Here is a 16,509-nt window from a genome sequence, read left to right as displayed (position 1 = left end):
GGATCACATGAACAAACGGTAAGGATAGGCATGCCCAGGTAAATCTGGAACATTGGCGATCGTTCTCGCCAGCTTTTGTGAGTAGCGAATGGTCACAGGGACTGGGTCGTAGAGTGCATCATTGTTCCAATCCATCTTGGTCAACGCGAGGGTTTCGAGGGCCGCCACTTCGAGCGGGCCATGACCAGCGTGTCGAGTGACGTTGATCGGGCGAGGAATGCTTTTGCTGCCCTGGAAATACAGCGCGCCGCTCAGCGCCGCCGATGGTGCGTTGCCAGATGCCCACAGCAATGCCGAGTTTCCTGTTCTCACCAGAACCGTTCCCCGCGGAACGGGTGCACGATCCGGCACGCTTCGGGGCCCTCCGGGCTTCCCTTGTTTCAGCCACACCCCGCGCCATGTCGCGCTGCTGCCGATCTCGATGCACTCGACCTCGGGCACCGTCGACAGGCCATCGAATACGCCCCGTAGTTCTTCGTCTTTGAAGGATGTGGTCTTATGGACGACCAAGCGTTGCGGCAGCCGTCCCCCGTTTCGCTGAAGGTAGAGGCTCAAGCTGCGCGCCATGACCGCTCGCATGTCGCTGCGACTGAGGAAGGGGTTCCGTCGAGCCTCCCGTGGATCTGCGACCTGATCCTTTGCCTCGAACGCCACGAACTGCATGCCGCCACCGTCCGCGTCGAACACTTGTGAGCAGCACGTAACGAACTGCGCTGATTTGGGATCGCCCCTCAACGCGTAGGCGAGCCCGATGTACGCCGTACCCTCGGGTACGCCGTTCATCGGCGCCAGCTTCCAGGGTATGCCGCCCGCCTTCGTGAATAGCGCGATCGAGAGGCGCCAAGCCAACGACGCCTTCAACCGGAACGTGAACGCGCGATCGTTGATCACCTGGGTTGGAATCGCATACCGTGCGCCAAGCGCTTTCAGCGCATCATGGGCGTCGAAGCCCTGCGCCGTAAAAGCCGTTTGCCACGCATCAGGCAGATGCACCAGCACAACGTCGAACTGATCATGTAAAGCGTCGAGTTGGGCCATGGCTCGAGCCATGGCCGCGAACAACCGCTCATGCGGCGCTCCGGATGGTGCAAGCGCCATGAGGTCATCCGGCCATTTGATATGAACCTCTTTCGGTCCCGCGACAAGCGGAACGCGAAACAACGATTCAAATCCGGGAAACGCGGGCAAGTATTTAACGCGGTCGGTCGCCTCATGCCCAGTTCGGATGGTGTCAACGAGGCCCTTGAGCTTCGGCCACCCGGACGCGGGCGCGACCGTCGCGACGCGAAGCTTCGGGGTATAGCCCGCAAACGTATTGCCGTTGTATGCGCCAAAGCGCAACAAACCACGCAAGGGGTTTTCGTCCAAATCCGTGTCGTCGCTGTTGAAGGTCAACGAGGGCTCGTCGAGCAGTGAAAACGATGGGGCCTTCGAAAGGTTGTAGTCCATCGTTACTTGGCCCTATGGAAGTATGCGTGGTCGTGACTGGGTCGACTCCACGCGGTAACGGGCGATAGTTTGAAGACCGCGTCAATCCCGTCGCCTTGCGGCACACCCGTCGTCAAGAGCGCCTGGCCAGCATCGCCCGCAAGTGTGTTCGCCCAAGCATCAATGATGGCAGCCCAGACATCGTTGTAGCGCGTCGCCCAACGTTCGCGCCGCCAGTCGATCGTGGGATCGACAAAACGTGGTTTTTCGAGGAGCGCATCGGCGTCCGCCTGATCAATGGAGCGCTCGGGGTATGGGACATCGACGAAGGTCGCGGGCTCAAACGTCAACCACCAACGTTCAGCCGCTTGCTCCAGATGAAGTTCGACACCCTCGTAAAACGGATAGCCCTGCGGGGTGGCGCCGTACAGTGCCGCCGGATACGCCTTGCGGAGCCCCTCCTGTTTCGACCGGCGGGCCTCGCGAGCTTGTGGCGTTTCCTTGTCTGAATCGCCGTGAACCATCACTGCGTGCCCAGCGCGTCGCCACCGGGCACGAAGTGGCCGATGACGGCAGACGGCGCGCGTGAGAGCGTCGTACAGAAGCCCAAGGGCCCAACTGTCCACGGCCGGTGCCAGGCTCACGGTGCCGTCGATCCGGCCGCCAACCTTTTCAAAGGCTCGCACCAACTCCTCATCGTTTCCGAACGCTGCGATCTCCTTCCCCCGGCTCGCGACAATCGCCCACACGTCCGCGTCCCGGAGGCACTGTCGAGCCTCCGGTGTCGTCAGACTTCGATCGAGCGTGATCCGCCTCGCTACCGCCGGCATCTCCAGAACGGGTAACGCTGAGCATCGGAGTACGGGAAACGCGCTGTGCTCTGCTGTTGGCAGCGGCACGGGCCTCAGCGCGGTCGGCACCGTATAGGTTCCGATATGGGCGTCGAGCTGGTCTGGCCACGTCGACCCATCGGAAATGTCAGCGGCCAACTCGTCGAACGTTTGGCATTCGATGACGTTGACCCGGACACCTTTGGCTGCCGCCGCTTCGAGGAAAGTCCGCACGTCCGGCAGCAAACCGCTCGCGGAGCGTGACATCCAGTGGAGCCCGGCAGGAAACGGAGTCGCTTGGTTCAGCCCGTCGTTCAGCGCTTCCATCACCGACGCATCACGGCCGCTGTATCCGACCACGATCAGGCCATACCGTCCGCAAGCGTTGGTCAGGACGGTACGCATCTTCTTGTCCTGTTCGCGTAGCTCCTCGTTTGTGTTTTTCAGGCTGACCGACTGATAGTCACCGTGGATCTTCGCCAGGAGCGGTCGGCTTTCGCCCAGGGCCAGCATCGCGCGATCCGCATTATCAATCCCCGCAACCGACAGGTTGGCACGATCGGCCGGTGCCACAACTTGGTCGGTCATGGTCGCTGCGGTTTCCACCAAGGTGTCAAAGTTCGTCGTGAACGTACAAGGCACACGACCCGCCGTGATCAACGCCGCCAGCACCCGGTGCGCGTACGACGGCGTGCCCTTCTGCACCGCCACGCTTATGTAGTTGCGTCGGTCCTCCGGCGTCGGATAGACCGCTTCAAAGGCTGCAGCGTACTCCGTTGGATCATTCGGCGGCGGAAGGACAGAACGCGACGCGAGGAACGCTTCAATACGCTGAATCCACATAGGGTCGTCCGCATCGACCTCCTTGAGCTTCGCCCCTGAAAGCTCACAAAAAATCCGCTTCTTGAAGTCGGTGATCATGGCGTAGCCGGTGGGTATCCCCGCGGCGGCTGACGCACCCGCTCCCAAAAACCACGCGTATTGCGTAGGCCGAAGGCAAAACATCCTGGCGAACTGCGACCCCGAAACCGTTTGAATGCTCAAAACCGCTCCCGTGTTTTTTCGTTCTTGGCACGCGCGGCGTCCGGGATCTTCCCGCCCTCTCGCCATCGCACGCGTCCAGGGACGCGCGGTTGCAAGCATCCCTTCGTCCGACGATTGTAATCAAACCCGCACTGCGACAGGGGATTGCGATCCAACCCTTTTCCTTGGCATGGCTTTCGACTGATAGACTGTATATCCATACAGTATTTCGCAGATCATGAACCACCCCGTCCCCCTCGCCGAGGACCCGGCCGCTCTTTTCATCGTCGAAGCGCTGTCGCGCGTGCCGGCGGGCTTCCCGAGCCCCGCCCAGGACCACGCCCAGCGCCGCATCGATCTGAACGACGTCCTGGTGCTCAACCCGCTCTCGACCTTTCTGTTCAACGTCGAGGGCGACAGCATGAGCGGGGCCGGGATCTGGGCCGGCGACAAGCTGGTGGTGGACCGGTCGATCGAACCGAAGCATGGCCTGGTCGTGCTCGCCTGCGTCGACGGGGAGTTCACAGTCAAACGCCTGTACCGCCGGGCCGGGGTGGTCAAGCTCGTGGCCGCCAACCCAGCGTACCCGCCGATCGTGTTCTCCGACGCCCAGGAAATGACCGTCTGGGGCGTGGTGACCTGGAACCTGCGCCAGGTGCTCGCCACCAAAGTCCGGACGTGGGCCTGAGCCATGCCGACCTTCGCCCTCGTCGACGGGAACAACTTCTACTGCTCGTGCGAACGGGTGTTCCGGCCCGCGCTGAACGGCCGCCCGCTCATCGTCCTGTCGAACAACGACGGCTGTGCCGTGGCACGGTCCCAGGAGGCCAAGGACCTGGGGATCAAGATGGGCGTGCCCTTCTTCCAGATCCGCCACCTGGTGCAGGAGGCCGGCCTGGTGGCCCTGTCGTCGAACTACGCGCTGTACGCCGACATGTCCGCCCGGATGATGGCCATCCTCGGCCAGTTCAGCCCGGTGCAGGAGGTCTACTCGATCGACGAGTGCTTCGTGGACCTCTCCGGGATGCAGGGCGTCGCCGGGAGCCTGACGGTCTACGGCCAGATGATGCGCGAGCGCGTCCTGCGCTGGATCGGGATTCCGACCTGCGTGGGCATCGCCCCATCGAAAACCCTGGCCAAGATGGCCAACCACGTGGCGAAGAAGAACGTCGGGCGCCCGTGGGCCGGCGTGTGCGACCTCACCGCCCTGCCGGAGCGTGATCGCGACGATCTGCTGGGCCGGGTCGAGGTCGGCGAGGTCTGGGGCGTGGGCCGCCGGTTACGCGAGCGCCTGTTGGCCGACGGGATCGCCACCGCGCTGGACCTGAAGCGCGCCAGCCCATCGTTCATCCGGTCCACCGTTTCGGTGGTGCTCGAACGAACGGTGCACGAGCTGAACGGGATCGCCTGCTACGGGTTCGAGGCCGAGGCGCAGCCCCAGAAGCAGATCATCTGCTCGCGATCGTTCGGTCACCCGGTGCTCACCCAGGAGGACCTGTCGATCGCCGTGCGCGACTTCGCCGCCACCGCGGCCGAGCGCCTGCGACGCCAGGGGTTGAAGGCGGGCCAGGTCCACGTGTTCATCCAGACGTCCGCGTTTCGGAAAAAGGACAAGCAGTACAGCGCCGCGGTGGTGGTACCGCTCGCCGTCCCAGTGGGAGACACCCTGCGCCTGGTGGAAGCCGCGCTGGCCGGCCTGGCCCGCCTGTACAAGCCGGGCTTCAAGTACGCCAAGGCGGGGGTGATGCTGCTGGACCTGACGGACCGCGCGGTGGAGCAAGCCGACCTGTTCACCGGGCCCGCGCCGCACCGGGAGCGCCTGATGGCCGCGCTGGACGCCGTGAACGACCGATTCGGGCGCGGGACCCTGCGGGTCGGGAACGTCGAGGGCCACCAGGCCTGGCACATGAGCCAGAACGCGAAGACCCCGAGCTACACCACCGAGTGGGAGGGTTTGCCCACCGCGCGGTGAGCAAGCCCGTTTCCGCACGCTAAACTCACGCGTTGCCCACTGCCGTCTGCTGCCATGCCCAGTCCAATCGAAACGTTCCTCCCGGTGCCTGAAGGTTTTCAAGCGTTTGAAAAGATCGTGTGCACCTGCGCAAATCTACGCTGGCACACAAAAGATTTCCGCCTGCACGCTCGTGCCGGGCAAGAGCAGATTGGCGTCGACGTCTACGGGCGGGACAAGGACGACCGCTTCATCGCGTACCAGTGCAAGAACATGCCCGACGGGATCACGATGGCGATCATCCTCGACGAGATCCAGAAAGCGGAAGCGTTCGAGCCGGCGATCAAGCATTACTGCATCGCCACGTCGGCGAAAAAGAATGGCCCCATCGAGCGCCAGGTTCTGTTGCTCTCGGACGAACGCAAGGAACAGCGGAAGTTCACCGTCGAGGTGCTGTTCTGGGCTGATTTGCAAGACCTACTGTGCAACAGCCCAGACGCGCTGCGCAAGCATTACGGGGGGTTCGGGTTGGAGGCGTTGGGCGGGCCCGACGCACGACTGGTCAAGGATCGGGCGCGCTTCGACGAGCTGCAGGCGGCGTTGCCCCACACGCTCGTCTTGCAGTTCGCCGAGCATGATTTTCGCCATCCTTTCCCGTACAAGCCGGTGACCCGGCTGCACGAGTTCCTGCACGGTTGGCGTACGATCGCCACGGCGTTCTACGACGAGACGCTGCGTGAAGCGTTTAGCGGACTGTACAACGCGTGCGACACGTTGTCGGAGGAGCTGGGCGACCGCACATCGCTGTACGGCAAAGCGGCCGATCGGATCTGGGTTGTGCATGAACAGTTTCGGGACCGTCCGAACGCTGACGACCTCGCCGATGCGGCCGAACTCGACAAGCTCGCAGCGCAGTTTGCACGGGTGTACGAGGACTATCTGACCTTGTGCCGAACGACCCTGTATTCCTGATATAGTGGCGGCAGGCTGTCGTCGCCTGCCGCACGCGCCCTCCGGGGCATGACGAAGACGATGTCTCACCGCACCTACCCCATTCCATAGTCCTTGTTTTCGATGGGCGGTCCGCAAAGCGTGCATCGGATTTGCCGCCCAGGAGAAAGCAATGGATACGCAGCAGTTGAAGCTGCTGGCCGGGCTCGTCCGCGGCCTTTTGCAGCCCACGCACCCCTCCCTTGGTCATGGCCAGGCGCTCGACCTGATCGCAGCGCTGCCCGGGCTTCGTAACTGGCCCGAGGTGATGGCGTTCCCCGAGCGCGTCGCCGCGGCCGAGCTGGACACCACCTCGACCGGCCGCCTGGCGTTCCGCCTGAAGAAGCGCTTCGCGATCAACATGTCCCCGCAGGAGTTGCTCGTCGCCCTATCGCCGCCCGGTGCGGTCGTCGCCCGCAATGCCCCGCAGATCTGGCCGACGGGCCCCGTCCCGGGCGTCTACGTCACGACCTCCTCGGACGCGATCGGCGCCCTGCTGGAAGCGTACGAGGACGCGACCGACGGCGCGCTGGTCTACGCCGAGAGCGCCGGCAACGGATGGTCCGGCAGCATCGACCTGGGCGACTACGGGTTGTGGTCGTCGGGCCTCGATCGAGTGCCCAGCGGCACGCTGCTGGTCGTTGGGCCGCTCAAGCTCGACCAGCAGTCGTGGAACGACGCGGGCGAGCGCCTCGAAATGGCATGCAACCATGCCTTGAACTCCGGGCATCGCATCGCAGTTCTTCTCGACACCCCGACGCCGGACACCATCAACGAGAACGTCCAGTTGATCGTGACGTCACGCCCCAGCCACACGGACCACGACACGGCGCTGATCGGCGTCGTCACTGACGCGGGAGAACTCGAAGCGGTCACGCCGTTCGCCCGGCCGTGGCCACGCATCGAGCTGGTGCCCACCGTGGCCACCGTGGCCACCACGGACGCGTTCCCGGCCTCGGTGGTCGGTCCGCTCCGCGACGCTCTGGCGGGCAAGACGAGCGGTCTGGTGCTGTTCGGATCGGGCGCCATCGAGGACCACGCCGCGATCCACCTGGTGGCGGCGTCGCTCGCCCTGACCGAGCACGCGGGCCCCGCTGTCCGTATCATGCCGCGGCACCGCTCCACCCCGTCGAAGGACTGGGACGTGCCGGAAGCCATCCGGACGTTGCCGTATCTGCCGTCGATCGAGAGCGCGCACGCCCAGGGGTATCGCCGGATCGTCTACACCCCGAGCTACACCCATTCGGACCGGCTGCTTGAGGCCAGCAAGGACATGTTGCTCATCAGCGGGGCCTACGGCAGCGACCTCTCGCAGGTGTTCATGGCCTCCGCCCGTTACGGCAGTGCGAAGGAAGAGGAAAGCCTGCTGACCCGCATCATCGCCATCGCGGCCACCGTCGACATCCCGATGGGCAGCGGCACTGCCTCGGTCGCCGACCTCTACGTCGCCAGCGGGCACGACGTCGGGGGGATCAAGCGATCCACGGACGTCGACGAGTTCCTGACCGCCCACCGCCTGGTGCGTTGGGAGGACGAGTTGACCCGCCTGCTTGACGCTGGGACGGTCACGCACGAGGCCGTGAAGAAGGCGTTCCCGCGCACCCATGGGATCGAAACCTTCCTGGCCAAACACAAGGCACAGCGCTCGCGCCAGACCGCGTAAGCGCACGCGCGCCCGGTGTCGCGGATGGCGCCGGGCGCAACGTTTCGAACACATGCAATCGGGGGACCGCCATGGACGTCGCTTGGTTTCTGAACCGCCGCCTGGATTTCATCCGGCAGCTTTACGCGCGGTCGTCGGCGCCCTTCGTCGACCGCCGGACCAAGATCGAGAACGAGGAAGACCCGTGGATCCCTCCCTACTCGGAGGACGGTGACCCACCGTTCGAACTTGAATGGCAGGAGGCCAGCGATTCAATCAACGTCCTGGGCCACACGTGCCTTTGCCTGTTGGCCTCCTCGCTGCAAGCCTATCTGCAGACCCGGGTCATCCTGCACTGCGAGAAGCTGACCGACGAGGAACGCAAGCGCGTGTTCCGGAAAGGATGGATCCGAGGCTACAACACCATCTTCACCGAGGCGTTCGGCATCCCGCTCGAAAACGGCCCCGTGAGCCTGGATGCTCTCGAGGACATCGTTCTGACGCGCAACAGCATTCAGCACGAGGTCGAACTCACCTCGATGCGCCCGCGGCACGCAGACCGAAAACCCGGCGCAACGCGCTCGTTTTTTCTCGATGCTCGCGAGGTCGAGTTGCTCGATGGGATGGACCCGGGCGCCAGCTCATGGCTCGCCCCTCCTACCGTGCACGTCGACCAGAAAGCGTTGGAAACCTCGATCGACACGGTACAACGGTTCGTCGCCTGGCTCGACGCGGCCATCGAAGAAAAGCTGTACGGTTCGCGCTGAGGTCGGACGGCCCCGAAGGCCCCATCCCCGATGGCGTGCCAGCGGGTGATGCCAATGCACATTGCATGGCATGCGTCGCCCGCCTGCAAAGCGGCGTCAGGCTATCATGGCGCGACCGGGCCTCTGGCATGACCGAGACCGGTTTCCGGGGTTATTGCATGGCAGACGATGAAAAAAGAATGGGCCCCCTCCGCGTGGGGCCGAAAACTGACACGATCGCCGGACTGGCGCCTCGTCCTTCAAGGTTTGAAACTGTCGTTGACGGTGGATGGAAAAACGCACACCGTCAACGTCGATGACGCCAGCTCGTATCGGCTGAATCCGGGCGTGTTCTGGACCGACCTCATGCTCCGCCCGAGCCCCTCGCGGGTCGTGAAAGTGGACGGGCTGCCCAACGCCCGAGGGACCGATTTGGCCAGTGCTGTGGAAGCCGCGCTGGTCGAGAAGCAAATCCGCGACGACGTGGCGTTCGTGCAAGGCGCTCATCAAACTGTGCTTGATTGGCTGGACCACAAAGCCGAGCAAGAGCTGGCTGCAGAAGCCGGTCGACGATGGATCACGCACGAGGCGCAGGCGGCCATTGAAGCGGCCCGACCGTCCATCGACGTGAAGGCCGTTCGTGCGCGCATGACGAAGGCCAACGTGAACGCCAGGCTGGGAAAAGAAGCAGCCGATGTGGAACATTCCCTCGTCCAATGGGAAGCCGACCATCGGCCCTACTGGGCCTCCCTCAACGCGGCCCATACCAAGCGCGAGTTGACGGCGTGCAAGGAACTGTTCGACCGGGTGGAGCGCAAGCCTCTCACCGAGGAGCAAGCGCGGGCGGTGATCTGCTTCGACAACCGCGTGCAGGTTGTTGCCTCGGCGGGCTCGGGCAAGACGTCCACCATGGTGGCAAAGGCCGCCTACGCGATCGACCGGGGATTCGTCGCGCCGAAGCGGATCGTCATGCTGGCCTTCAACAAACAGGCCGCCGTCGAACTGGCGGAACGTGCCGCCAAATCGTTCGGGCGGCTGGGCATGGACGACGTCGCGGTGGAAGCCTCAACCTTCCACGCCCTGGGCCTTCGCATCATCGGCAAGGCTACGAAGGAAAAGCCGGACGTCCCGGATTGGGCCACCGACACCGCCGGCGGCATCAGCAAGCTGACCGAGATCGTCGATCAGCTCAAGGACCGCTCTGCCACCTTCCGAACCCAATGGGACCTCTTCCGGTTCGTATTTGGCAAGGATCTGCCTGCGTTCGGATCCAACGGCTCACCTGACGTCTGGGACGATCAAGGCAACGGCCGGACCCTCACCGCCGACGGGAAGCGCGTGCGCAGCCAGGAAGAGGCCACCCTCTCCAACTGGCTGTTTTACAACGGCGTGGATTACCTCTACGAGGAGCGGTACAAGTTCAAGACCGCCGACGAGGACCATCGCCAATACCGCCCGGACTTCTTTTACCCAGGGATCGAGCTGTACCACGAGCACTTCGCCCTGGACGCCAACGGCAAGGCCCCGCAACATTTTGGCGACTACCTCGCCGGCGTCGACTGGAAGCGCAAGTTGCATCGGGAACGTGGGACGTCGTTGATCGAAACGACGTCCCACCAGGTCCGCACCGGCGACGTGTTCAAGCACCTCGCCAACGAGCTGACCCGCCGGGGCATCCAACTCGACCCCAACCCGGATCGCGAGATTCCCTCAGGCGGTCAGAAGCCCATGGAGCCAGGGGAACTGGTGAGCCTGGTGAGAACTTTCATCAGCCACGCCAAGAGCAACTGCTTGACCGCGGCGGCGCTGCGCCAACGCCTGGACGCCCTGCCGGACGATGCGTTCAAGTACCGGTACCGCATGTTCCTCGACATCGCCGAGCCCATCATCAAAGCGTGGGACGCCGCGTTGGCGGCTGAGGACGGCATCGACTTCGAGGACATGCTCAACCTGGCGGCCGAGCATCTGGAAAGCGGTCGTTACGAGGCGCCCTACGAGCTGGTCATGGCCGACGAGTTCCAGGACGCCTCACGGGCTCGGGCCCGACTGTGCCGCGCCTTGGTACAGAAGCCCGGGCGATACCTGTTCGCCGTGGGCGACGACTGGCAGTCCATCAACCGCTTCGCGGGCGCCGACGTGTCGGCGATGACCGGCTTTCGGGAATGGTTCGGCCACGGGCAGGTGCTCAAGCTCGAACAGACGTTCCGCTGTCCGCAAGCGCTGTGCGACGTGTCCAGCCGGTTCGTGTCGAAGAACCCAGCGCAGATCAGCAAACGCGTGACGTCGGTCACCCCCACCATCGGCCCCGTGCTGCAAGCGTTCCAGGTGGACAACAAGGAAAAGCTGGCCGACGCCATCGACCAGTTCGTGATGAAACTGGCCCATGGGGTCCAGGACGGCAGCATCCCGCCTGGGCGCGATGGGAAGGTTTCGGTCTTCGTGCTTGGCCGGTACAACGCCGATCGGCAGTACGTCCCGCCCAACAAGGCCCGCTTCGAGCGTTGGGTGGATGTGTCGTTCCTCACCGTCCACCGATCGAAGGGAAGCGAAGCCGACTACGTGATCTTGCCGGAAATGCTGAGCGTGATGCGCGGGCGTAGCTTCCCGAACACGCGCGCTGACGACCCGGTACTGGCGTTGGCCATGCCCGCCGGGGACAACTGCCCTGACGGGGAGGAGCGTCGACTGTTCTACGTGGCCCTGACCAGGGCGCGGCGCAGCGTGGCCATGTTCACGGCACGCGGTCAGCGTTCGAGCTTCTTGCGGGAACTCGAGCAGGACGGCGCGGTGTCGATCACCGACACGGATGGGGAGGTCGTTCAGGAAGAAGAGTGCCCCTCGTGCAAAAGAGGGGTTCTGGTCTTGCGCAACGGCCCCTACGGGGAGTTTCGCTCCTGCTCCAACTTCCCCGCCTGCAAGTACAAGCCCAAGAAGCGGGGAAACGCGCCAGTGCCTGCGACCACCCACGGAGCGCGGGCCAGCCAGACCAACCGCCGACCCACGGCCTCGTCCGCGTCGCGTCGCTGAGCCGCCCCCGTCCGCGCCCCTTCGGGTGCCCTGCGCGGGCATTCCGAGGGCGCGACGGCCCAACGCTCAACCTTGCAGCGGCGGGAGGGTCCGAACGATCCCCATCGTTTCGACGCTGACGCGGATCACACGTTGCAGCAGCGTCAGGATGTACGCGGGATCGTCGTGCTCGCGGGACCAGGCGTTCGAATCGTTGCGGATGGCGCTCTCCCCCTCGGTGTAGTCCTGGTACTCCTCCATGATCCACTCGATCGCGCTCTTCGCGTTGACCACGTAATCGGCTGCCTCCGCCGGGATCCCCTTGAGGGTGATCCGGGGGTTGTAGATCAGCGTGGTCTTGTCTTTCTCGCGCCCACCGGCCGATGCGAACCGCATCTTGTCGACACGGTAGTACGTGAAGGGGTCCATGTCCCCCTGCGGCTTGGCCTCGATCTGCACGGCCCACGGTTCAACGGTCTCGAAGTCCAGGTGAAGCTTGGCCAGCTTGCGCCCGCCCTGCTCGAAGGCTCGGAAGTCGGTGGCAAACGGGACGCGGGGCAACACCTTCTTGAGGTCCGCCTCGTACTGCTCGCGATACTGGGACGAATGCAATATCCCGTAGACGTAGAAAAAGATGTCCTCTTTGGTGATCGACGGATCGCTGTACTGTTTGCGGAAGGTCTCGAGCGCAACGTCGCTGATCCCGTCGCGCTTGATGAACCCCTTACCGTCCGACGCACCATCCTCGTCGCCGAAGGCCAGTCCCTTCTGGCGCTGCGCCGTTTGCTGCTCATACCAGTACAACGGGAACACCTGTCCCGTGTCCATCATGTGCAGATCGCACGGAACGTTGGCCATGAGGCACGAAAAGCCCTTGCGCTCCGGGACGCCGATGACCGAGATCACCAGGTTCGTGTAGTCGATCGATGGCCAGATTTTCGTCGGTTTGTACTCGGCCCAGATCGAGTCCAGGTAGAGCCACGATTTCGAGAACGGCCGATGCAGCGCCATACCGATCGACGATTCGGAAAACGTCGATCGGGTACCGCGCGCCAGCGACGTGCGGAGGCCCCGCGTCCATTTGATCTTCGTCGGGGCGATCGCCACCTTGCCGGCGACATCTTTCTCGTTCTGCTTCTGATGAGGCGTGTAGATCTTCTCCACCTGCTCGTTGTAGAAGTCGATCATCCGCCTCGCGTTTGATTCCAACGCCGCGTGCCCATGGTTGTACACCCACACATCGCGGTTCGTGGACACGCCCAGCGCCTTCGTGGCGAAAATGGCTTGCGGCTCCTCGCCCATCGCGGTGAAGGTGCCGAAATCACCGCTTCGGTGGTTGATCCAATCGTGGTGCTCGTTCGGCTTGACCTCGGTCCAGGGCACACTCTTGTAGCTTTCAAACCCAGCTATCGCATCGAGCTTCTGCTCTCGCGAGAGGTAGTCGCCGATGTCGTGGTAGTGGATCCTGGCCTTCCCAGTGTGGTCCTTGCGTTTGATCAGCAAGGTGATCGCCACCGACGTGCGGGAGCCGGCGTCGAACACGTTGCCGGCCTCCTTGCGGCGCTGTTCCCCCTGGGTGCGCGCGTTGCCCCGCAAGTTGAACACGTAGAGGTCGGAGAACTCGTCGCCCAGCGACCGGCGGAAGCCGTCCATGGTCGCGCTATCGATCCAGGTGCCGTTGGTCACAAAGCACACTACGCCCTCGTCCTTGATCCGGTCCGAGGCCCATCGGAACGCCCTGATGTAGGAATCGTAGAGGTTGCGCACCAGCGTCGCCGTCGAGTGCGCCGCGTACGTGGCACCGATACGATCATCAAGCTGCGCGTATTTGAGGTTCTGGTTGTTCTCGTCGCCACTCTCTTGGCCCACCGAATACGGAGGGTTGCCCACGATGACGCGGATATCCCGCGAGCGCTGCTTGTCGGCGCGCTCGTGGTTCTCAGGCAACCCTTCGTCCAAATCCCCGGCCTGTGGCTCGTTCATCTGGAACGTGTCGGTCAAGACGATGCCGGGGAACGGTTCGTAGGCACCGCCAGCGATGCGGTGGAACGCTTCCTCGATGTTGATCGCCGCGATGTAATAGGCTAGCAGGACGATCTCGTTTGCGTGCAGCTCGTTCCGATATTTGTACGCCAGTTGCTCCGGCGGAATCAGCCCTGTCTCGATCAGGCGCACGGGGAAAGTGCCGGTGCCCGTGAACGGGTCCAAGATGTCAACGTTTCGGTCTGCCAGGCGGAGACCAAAGTGCTCCTGCAAGGCCGCGTCCGCGCTCCGCAGGATGAAATCAACGACGGGCACCGGGGTGTAGACGATGCCGAGGCGGTCCGCCATCCGCTTGAACGCGGTCTTGAAAAACTTCTCGTACAGCTCGACGACGATCTTCTGACGCCCTTTGGGGTCGGTGATCCCGGACACGCGCTCGCGCACGTTCGCGTAGAAGCCTTCCAGCGTGTCATGGTCCTTGTCCATGGCCTGGGCTTCCAGGATGTCCATGATCTTCTGCATGGACTGGGACACCGGGTTGAGGCTAGTGAACGCATAGCCCTCAAACAACGCATCGAACACTGGCTTGGTGATGATGTGCTGCGCCAGCATTTCGATGGCATCGTCCTGGCTGACGCTGGGATTCAGATTCTTCCGCACGCCCTTGAGGAACTCGTCGAACGCTTTCTTGCCCTTCGAGTACGGCCGATCGAGCAGCGCCCGGATACGCATCTGGTGGCGCTCGGCGATGTCCGCCACGTCCTTGGCCCAGTCTTCCAGGTAGCGGGTGTTACCGCATTTGCGAACGATCTTTGCAAACATGGCATCCCGCCACTTGCCCAACTCGATCGGGTCGAACGCGAAGCCCAGTTGCTGCTGCGTGCGGTCGGTGCCGTCGTTGCCACCGCCCACGCCGATCACGTTCACCACCCCGTTGCCCTTGCCGGTCAGGTCAATGGTCGCGAACTGCTTGTCGAGGCGATCGTCGTGGGCCCTCAACGCGTTCAGCACCTGCCATACAACACGGTATTTCTTGTTGTCGTCCAGCGCGGTTTCTGGGGATGCGTCCTTGCGGATGCCGATGGGCAGGATCACGTAGCCGTACTTCTTGCGGCCGGACGGGTCCTTGCGCATAACGCGCCCCACCGACTGAACCACATCCACGACCGAATCGCGGGGGTTCAGGAAGATCGCCGCATCCAACGCCGGGACGTCAACGCCTTCGGTCAGGCATCGCGCGTTGGTCAGGATTCGACATACGTCTTCCTCCCGCCCGATGTTTTCCTTCAGCCATGACAGGCTGCGGTTCCGGTCGACGACGTTCATAGTCCCATCGACGTGTTTGGCTTCGAGAGCCGGGAGGTAGTCCAGGTCGTCCGAAAGGTCGTTGGAGATGCGTTCGAACTCCGAACGTACGAGCTTCGAATGTTTGATCGATTGGGCGAACGCGAGCGCCGTGCGCATCGGTTGTGGATCGACCGACACGTCCATGCCGTCGTCGGCTGACACGTGCTTACCCAGCCCGTTCCAACACCCGACGATCTTCACAGCATCGTCCAGCTTCAACTCGTCCCCACTGTCCGCGATCCGCCGATTGAGCACCTCGTTCACGTGCAGCTCGTCGACCGCAATGATCAGCACCTTGTAGTCGGACAGCAGATTGCGACGTACGGCTTCGTCAAACCGCAGGCGGTGGAACACCGGACCGAAGGTGGCCTGGTCGTCCATTGAATAGACATCGATCTCCGATTCCTCCGCCTTGGCTTTACTGGCCTCCGCGTAGATCTTCGGAGTCGCGGTCATGTAGAGGCGCTTTTGCGCCTTGATGTAGTCCTTGTTGTGGACGCTGACGAAGGCGGACGGCTCATCACCCGGGGCTGTATAACCCGCTGTGCGGTGCGCTTCGTCGCAGATCACCAAGTCGAAGACCATCCCAGTCTTCTCTTGGGCGCGGTGAACAACCTCGATCGACTGGTAGGTGGAAAAAATCACCGTCACCGCATCGTCGCTGTGCGTTTCTTGCCACGATTTCGCCAGCTTCGTCGCATTGGTCGTCGCAGGGTACGCCAGCTCGTAAATCCGAATGTCTTCCTCGTTACGCCCCGCCGCGCTGTCCGAGCATACGGCGAAACAGCGCAAGGGAATGCTCGTGTCAGCCGTCCATGCGCGCAGTGTCTGCGACAGCAAGGCGATGGATGGGACGAGAAAGAGAACGTTCTGGCCCGGCGCGATCATCTTTTCGGCAATGACCAGCGAGGTGTAGGTCTTGCCGGTACCGCACGCCATGATCAGCTTGCCCCGATCGTTCGAGGCGAAACCCTTTACCACGTCGGCCAAGGCTTCGTCCTGATGCGGGAGCGGCGTCTTTTTAGGGCGCTTCCGAAGCTGCTCGGGTTTGTCGAGGGAAAACTGGGACCAGTCAATGGGAGACTCATCCAAGTCTTCCAAGGTCAGAAGCTCCGCTGGAATAGTTTGGTTATCCATCGCGGCAGCAGCGTGTTTGCTCAGCGACGCCGTGGCGATGACCATGCGCTGCGTGAAGCCGCCCTTCCCCGACAGGGTAAAGAAGTTACCCAGGTCGCCCATCTGAATCGGCGTCTCGTAGAACTTGCACTGGATGGCGCAGAAGCCCTCCCCGTCACGCAGCTTGGCCACCAGGTCGATGCCAGTGTCCGGCGCGTTATAGCCCAGCTCAGCCCGCTGGGGCCAGTCCTTCCACAGCCACACATCCTCGTACTGCCCCACGTACTTGGGATCGAGCTTGAGATAGGCGCGCATCAGGCGCTCGAAGCGATCGCCAAGGTCTCGGTTGAACGCGGAGTTGTCGCGGTATTGTTGGAGTATCGTGCGGATCATGAGGTGGCGGTCCGTGGTGCGTGCGCTGATTTCTGAAAAGTCACGCATTTTACC

Annotated in this window: 9 protein-coding genes; 6 read left to right on the top strand and 3 right to left on the bottom strand. The window is 63.1% G+C overall.

All coding sequences use genetic code 11. The features are described from left to right. Positions 1 to 3 precede the first annotated feature (3 nt). Both B0G83_RS08620 and B0G83_RS08615 read right to left on the bottom strand, forming a co-directional pair. Positions 4 to 1,449, bottom strand: a complete 1,446-nt coding sequence (locus B0G83_RS08620) for a nuclease PIN (RefSeq protein WP_105507006.1) — start codon at positions 1,447 to 1,449, stop codon at positions 4 to 6. 2 nt (positions 1,450 to 1,451) lie between these two features. Next, positions 1,452 to 3,179, bottom strand: coding sequence for an SIR2 family protein (locus B0G83_RS08615; protein WP_105507211.1), 1,728 nt, complete (start codon positions 3,177 to 3,179; stop codon positions 1,452 to 1,454). Positions 3,180 to 3,519: 340 nt separating this feature from the next. On the opposite strand from B0G83_RS08615, the gene B0G83_RS08610 reads away from it, so the two are divergent. From B0G83_RS08610 to B0G83_RS08585, 6 genes are all read left to right on the top strand, one after another. Then, a complete protein-coding gene (locus B0G83_RS08610) occupies positions 3,520 to 3,969 on the top strand; it encodes a LexA family transcriptional regulator (protein ID WP_069744923.1) in 450 nt (149 codons plus the stop codon). A 3-nt stretch (positions 3,970 to 3,972) separates the two neighbouring features. Further along, positions 3,973 to 5,253 (top strand): Y-family DNA polymerase, encoded by a 1,281-nt coding sequence (locus B0G83_RS08605; RefSeq protein WP_105507005.1) that lies wholly within the window; start codon positions 3,973 to 3,975, stop codon positions 5,251 to 5,253. 54 nt (positions 5,254 to 5,307) lie between these two features. Next, positions 5,308 to 6,204 carry a hypothetical protein gene (locus B0G83_RS08600; protein ID WP_105507004.1) on the top strand — a complete coding sequence of 299 codons (897 nt, stop codon included), beginning with the start codon at positions 5,308 to 5,310 and terminating at the stop codon, positions 6,202 to 6,204. Positions 6,205 to 6,355: 151 nt separating this feature from the next. Continuing rightward, the gene (locus B0G83_RS08595; RefSeq protein ID WP_105507003.1) at positions 6,356 to 7,885 is read left to right on the top strand and encodes a hypothetical protein; all 1,530 of its coding nucleotides are present in this window, start codon (positions 6,356 to 6,358) and stop codon (positions 7,883 to 7,885) included. A 71-nt stretch (positions 7,886 to 7,956) separates the two neighbouring features. Further along, on the top strand, positions 7,957 to 8,631 hold the full coding sequence (locus B0G83_RS08590; RefSeq protein ID WP_105507002.1) for a hypothetical protein: 675 nt from the start codon (positions 7,957 to 7,959) through the stop codon (positions 8,629 to 8,631). 168 nt (positions 8,632 to 8,799) lie between these two features. Next, positions 8,800 to 11,637, top strand: coding sequence for a UvrD-helicase domain-containing protein (locus tag B0G83_RS08585; RefSeq protein ID WP_105507001.1), 2,838 nt, complete (start codon positions 8,800 to 8,802; stop codon positions 11,635 to 11,637). Positions 11,638 to 11,703: 66 nt separating this feature from the next. Here B0G83_RS08585 and B0G83_RS08580 read toward each other — a convergent pair whose 3' ends face one another. Further along, complete coding sequence (locus tag B0G83_RS08580) at positions 11,704 to 16,455, bottom strand: type ISP restriction/modification enzyme (protein ID WP_181156767.1); 4,752 nt, start codon at positions 16,453 to 16,455, stop codon at positions 11,704 to 11,706. Between the last annotated feature and the right edge of the window lie 54 nt (positions 16,456 to 16,509).

Source organism: Paraburkholderia sp. BL21I4N1, from assembly GCF_002973525.1.
Classification (GTDB): Bacteria; Pseudomonadota; Gammaproteobacteria; order Burkholderiales; family Burkholderiaceae; genus Paraburkholderia.
The sequence above is the reverse complement of the archived record's forward strand: the minus strand, read 5'-3'. Positions and strand labels throughout refer to the sequence as shown.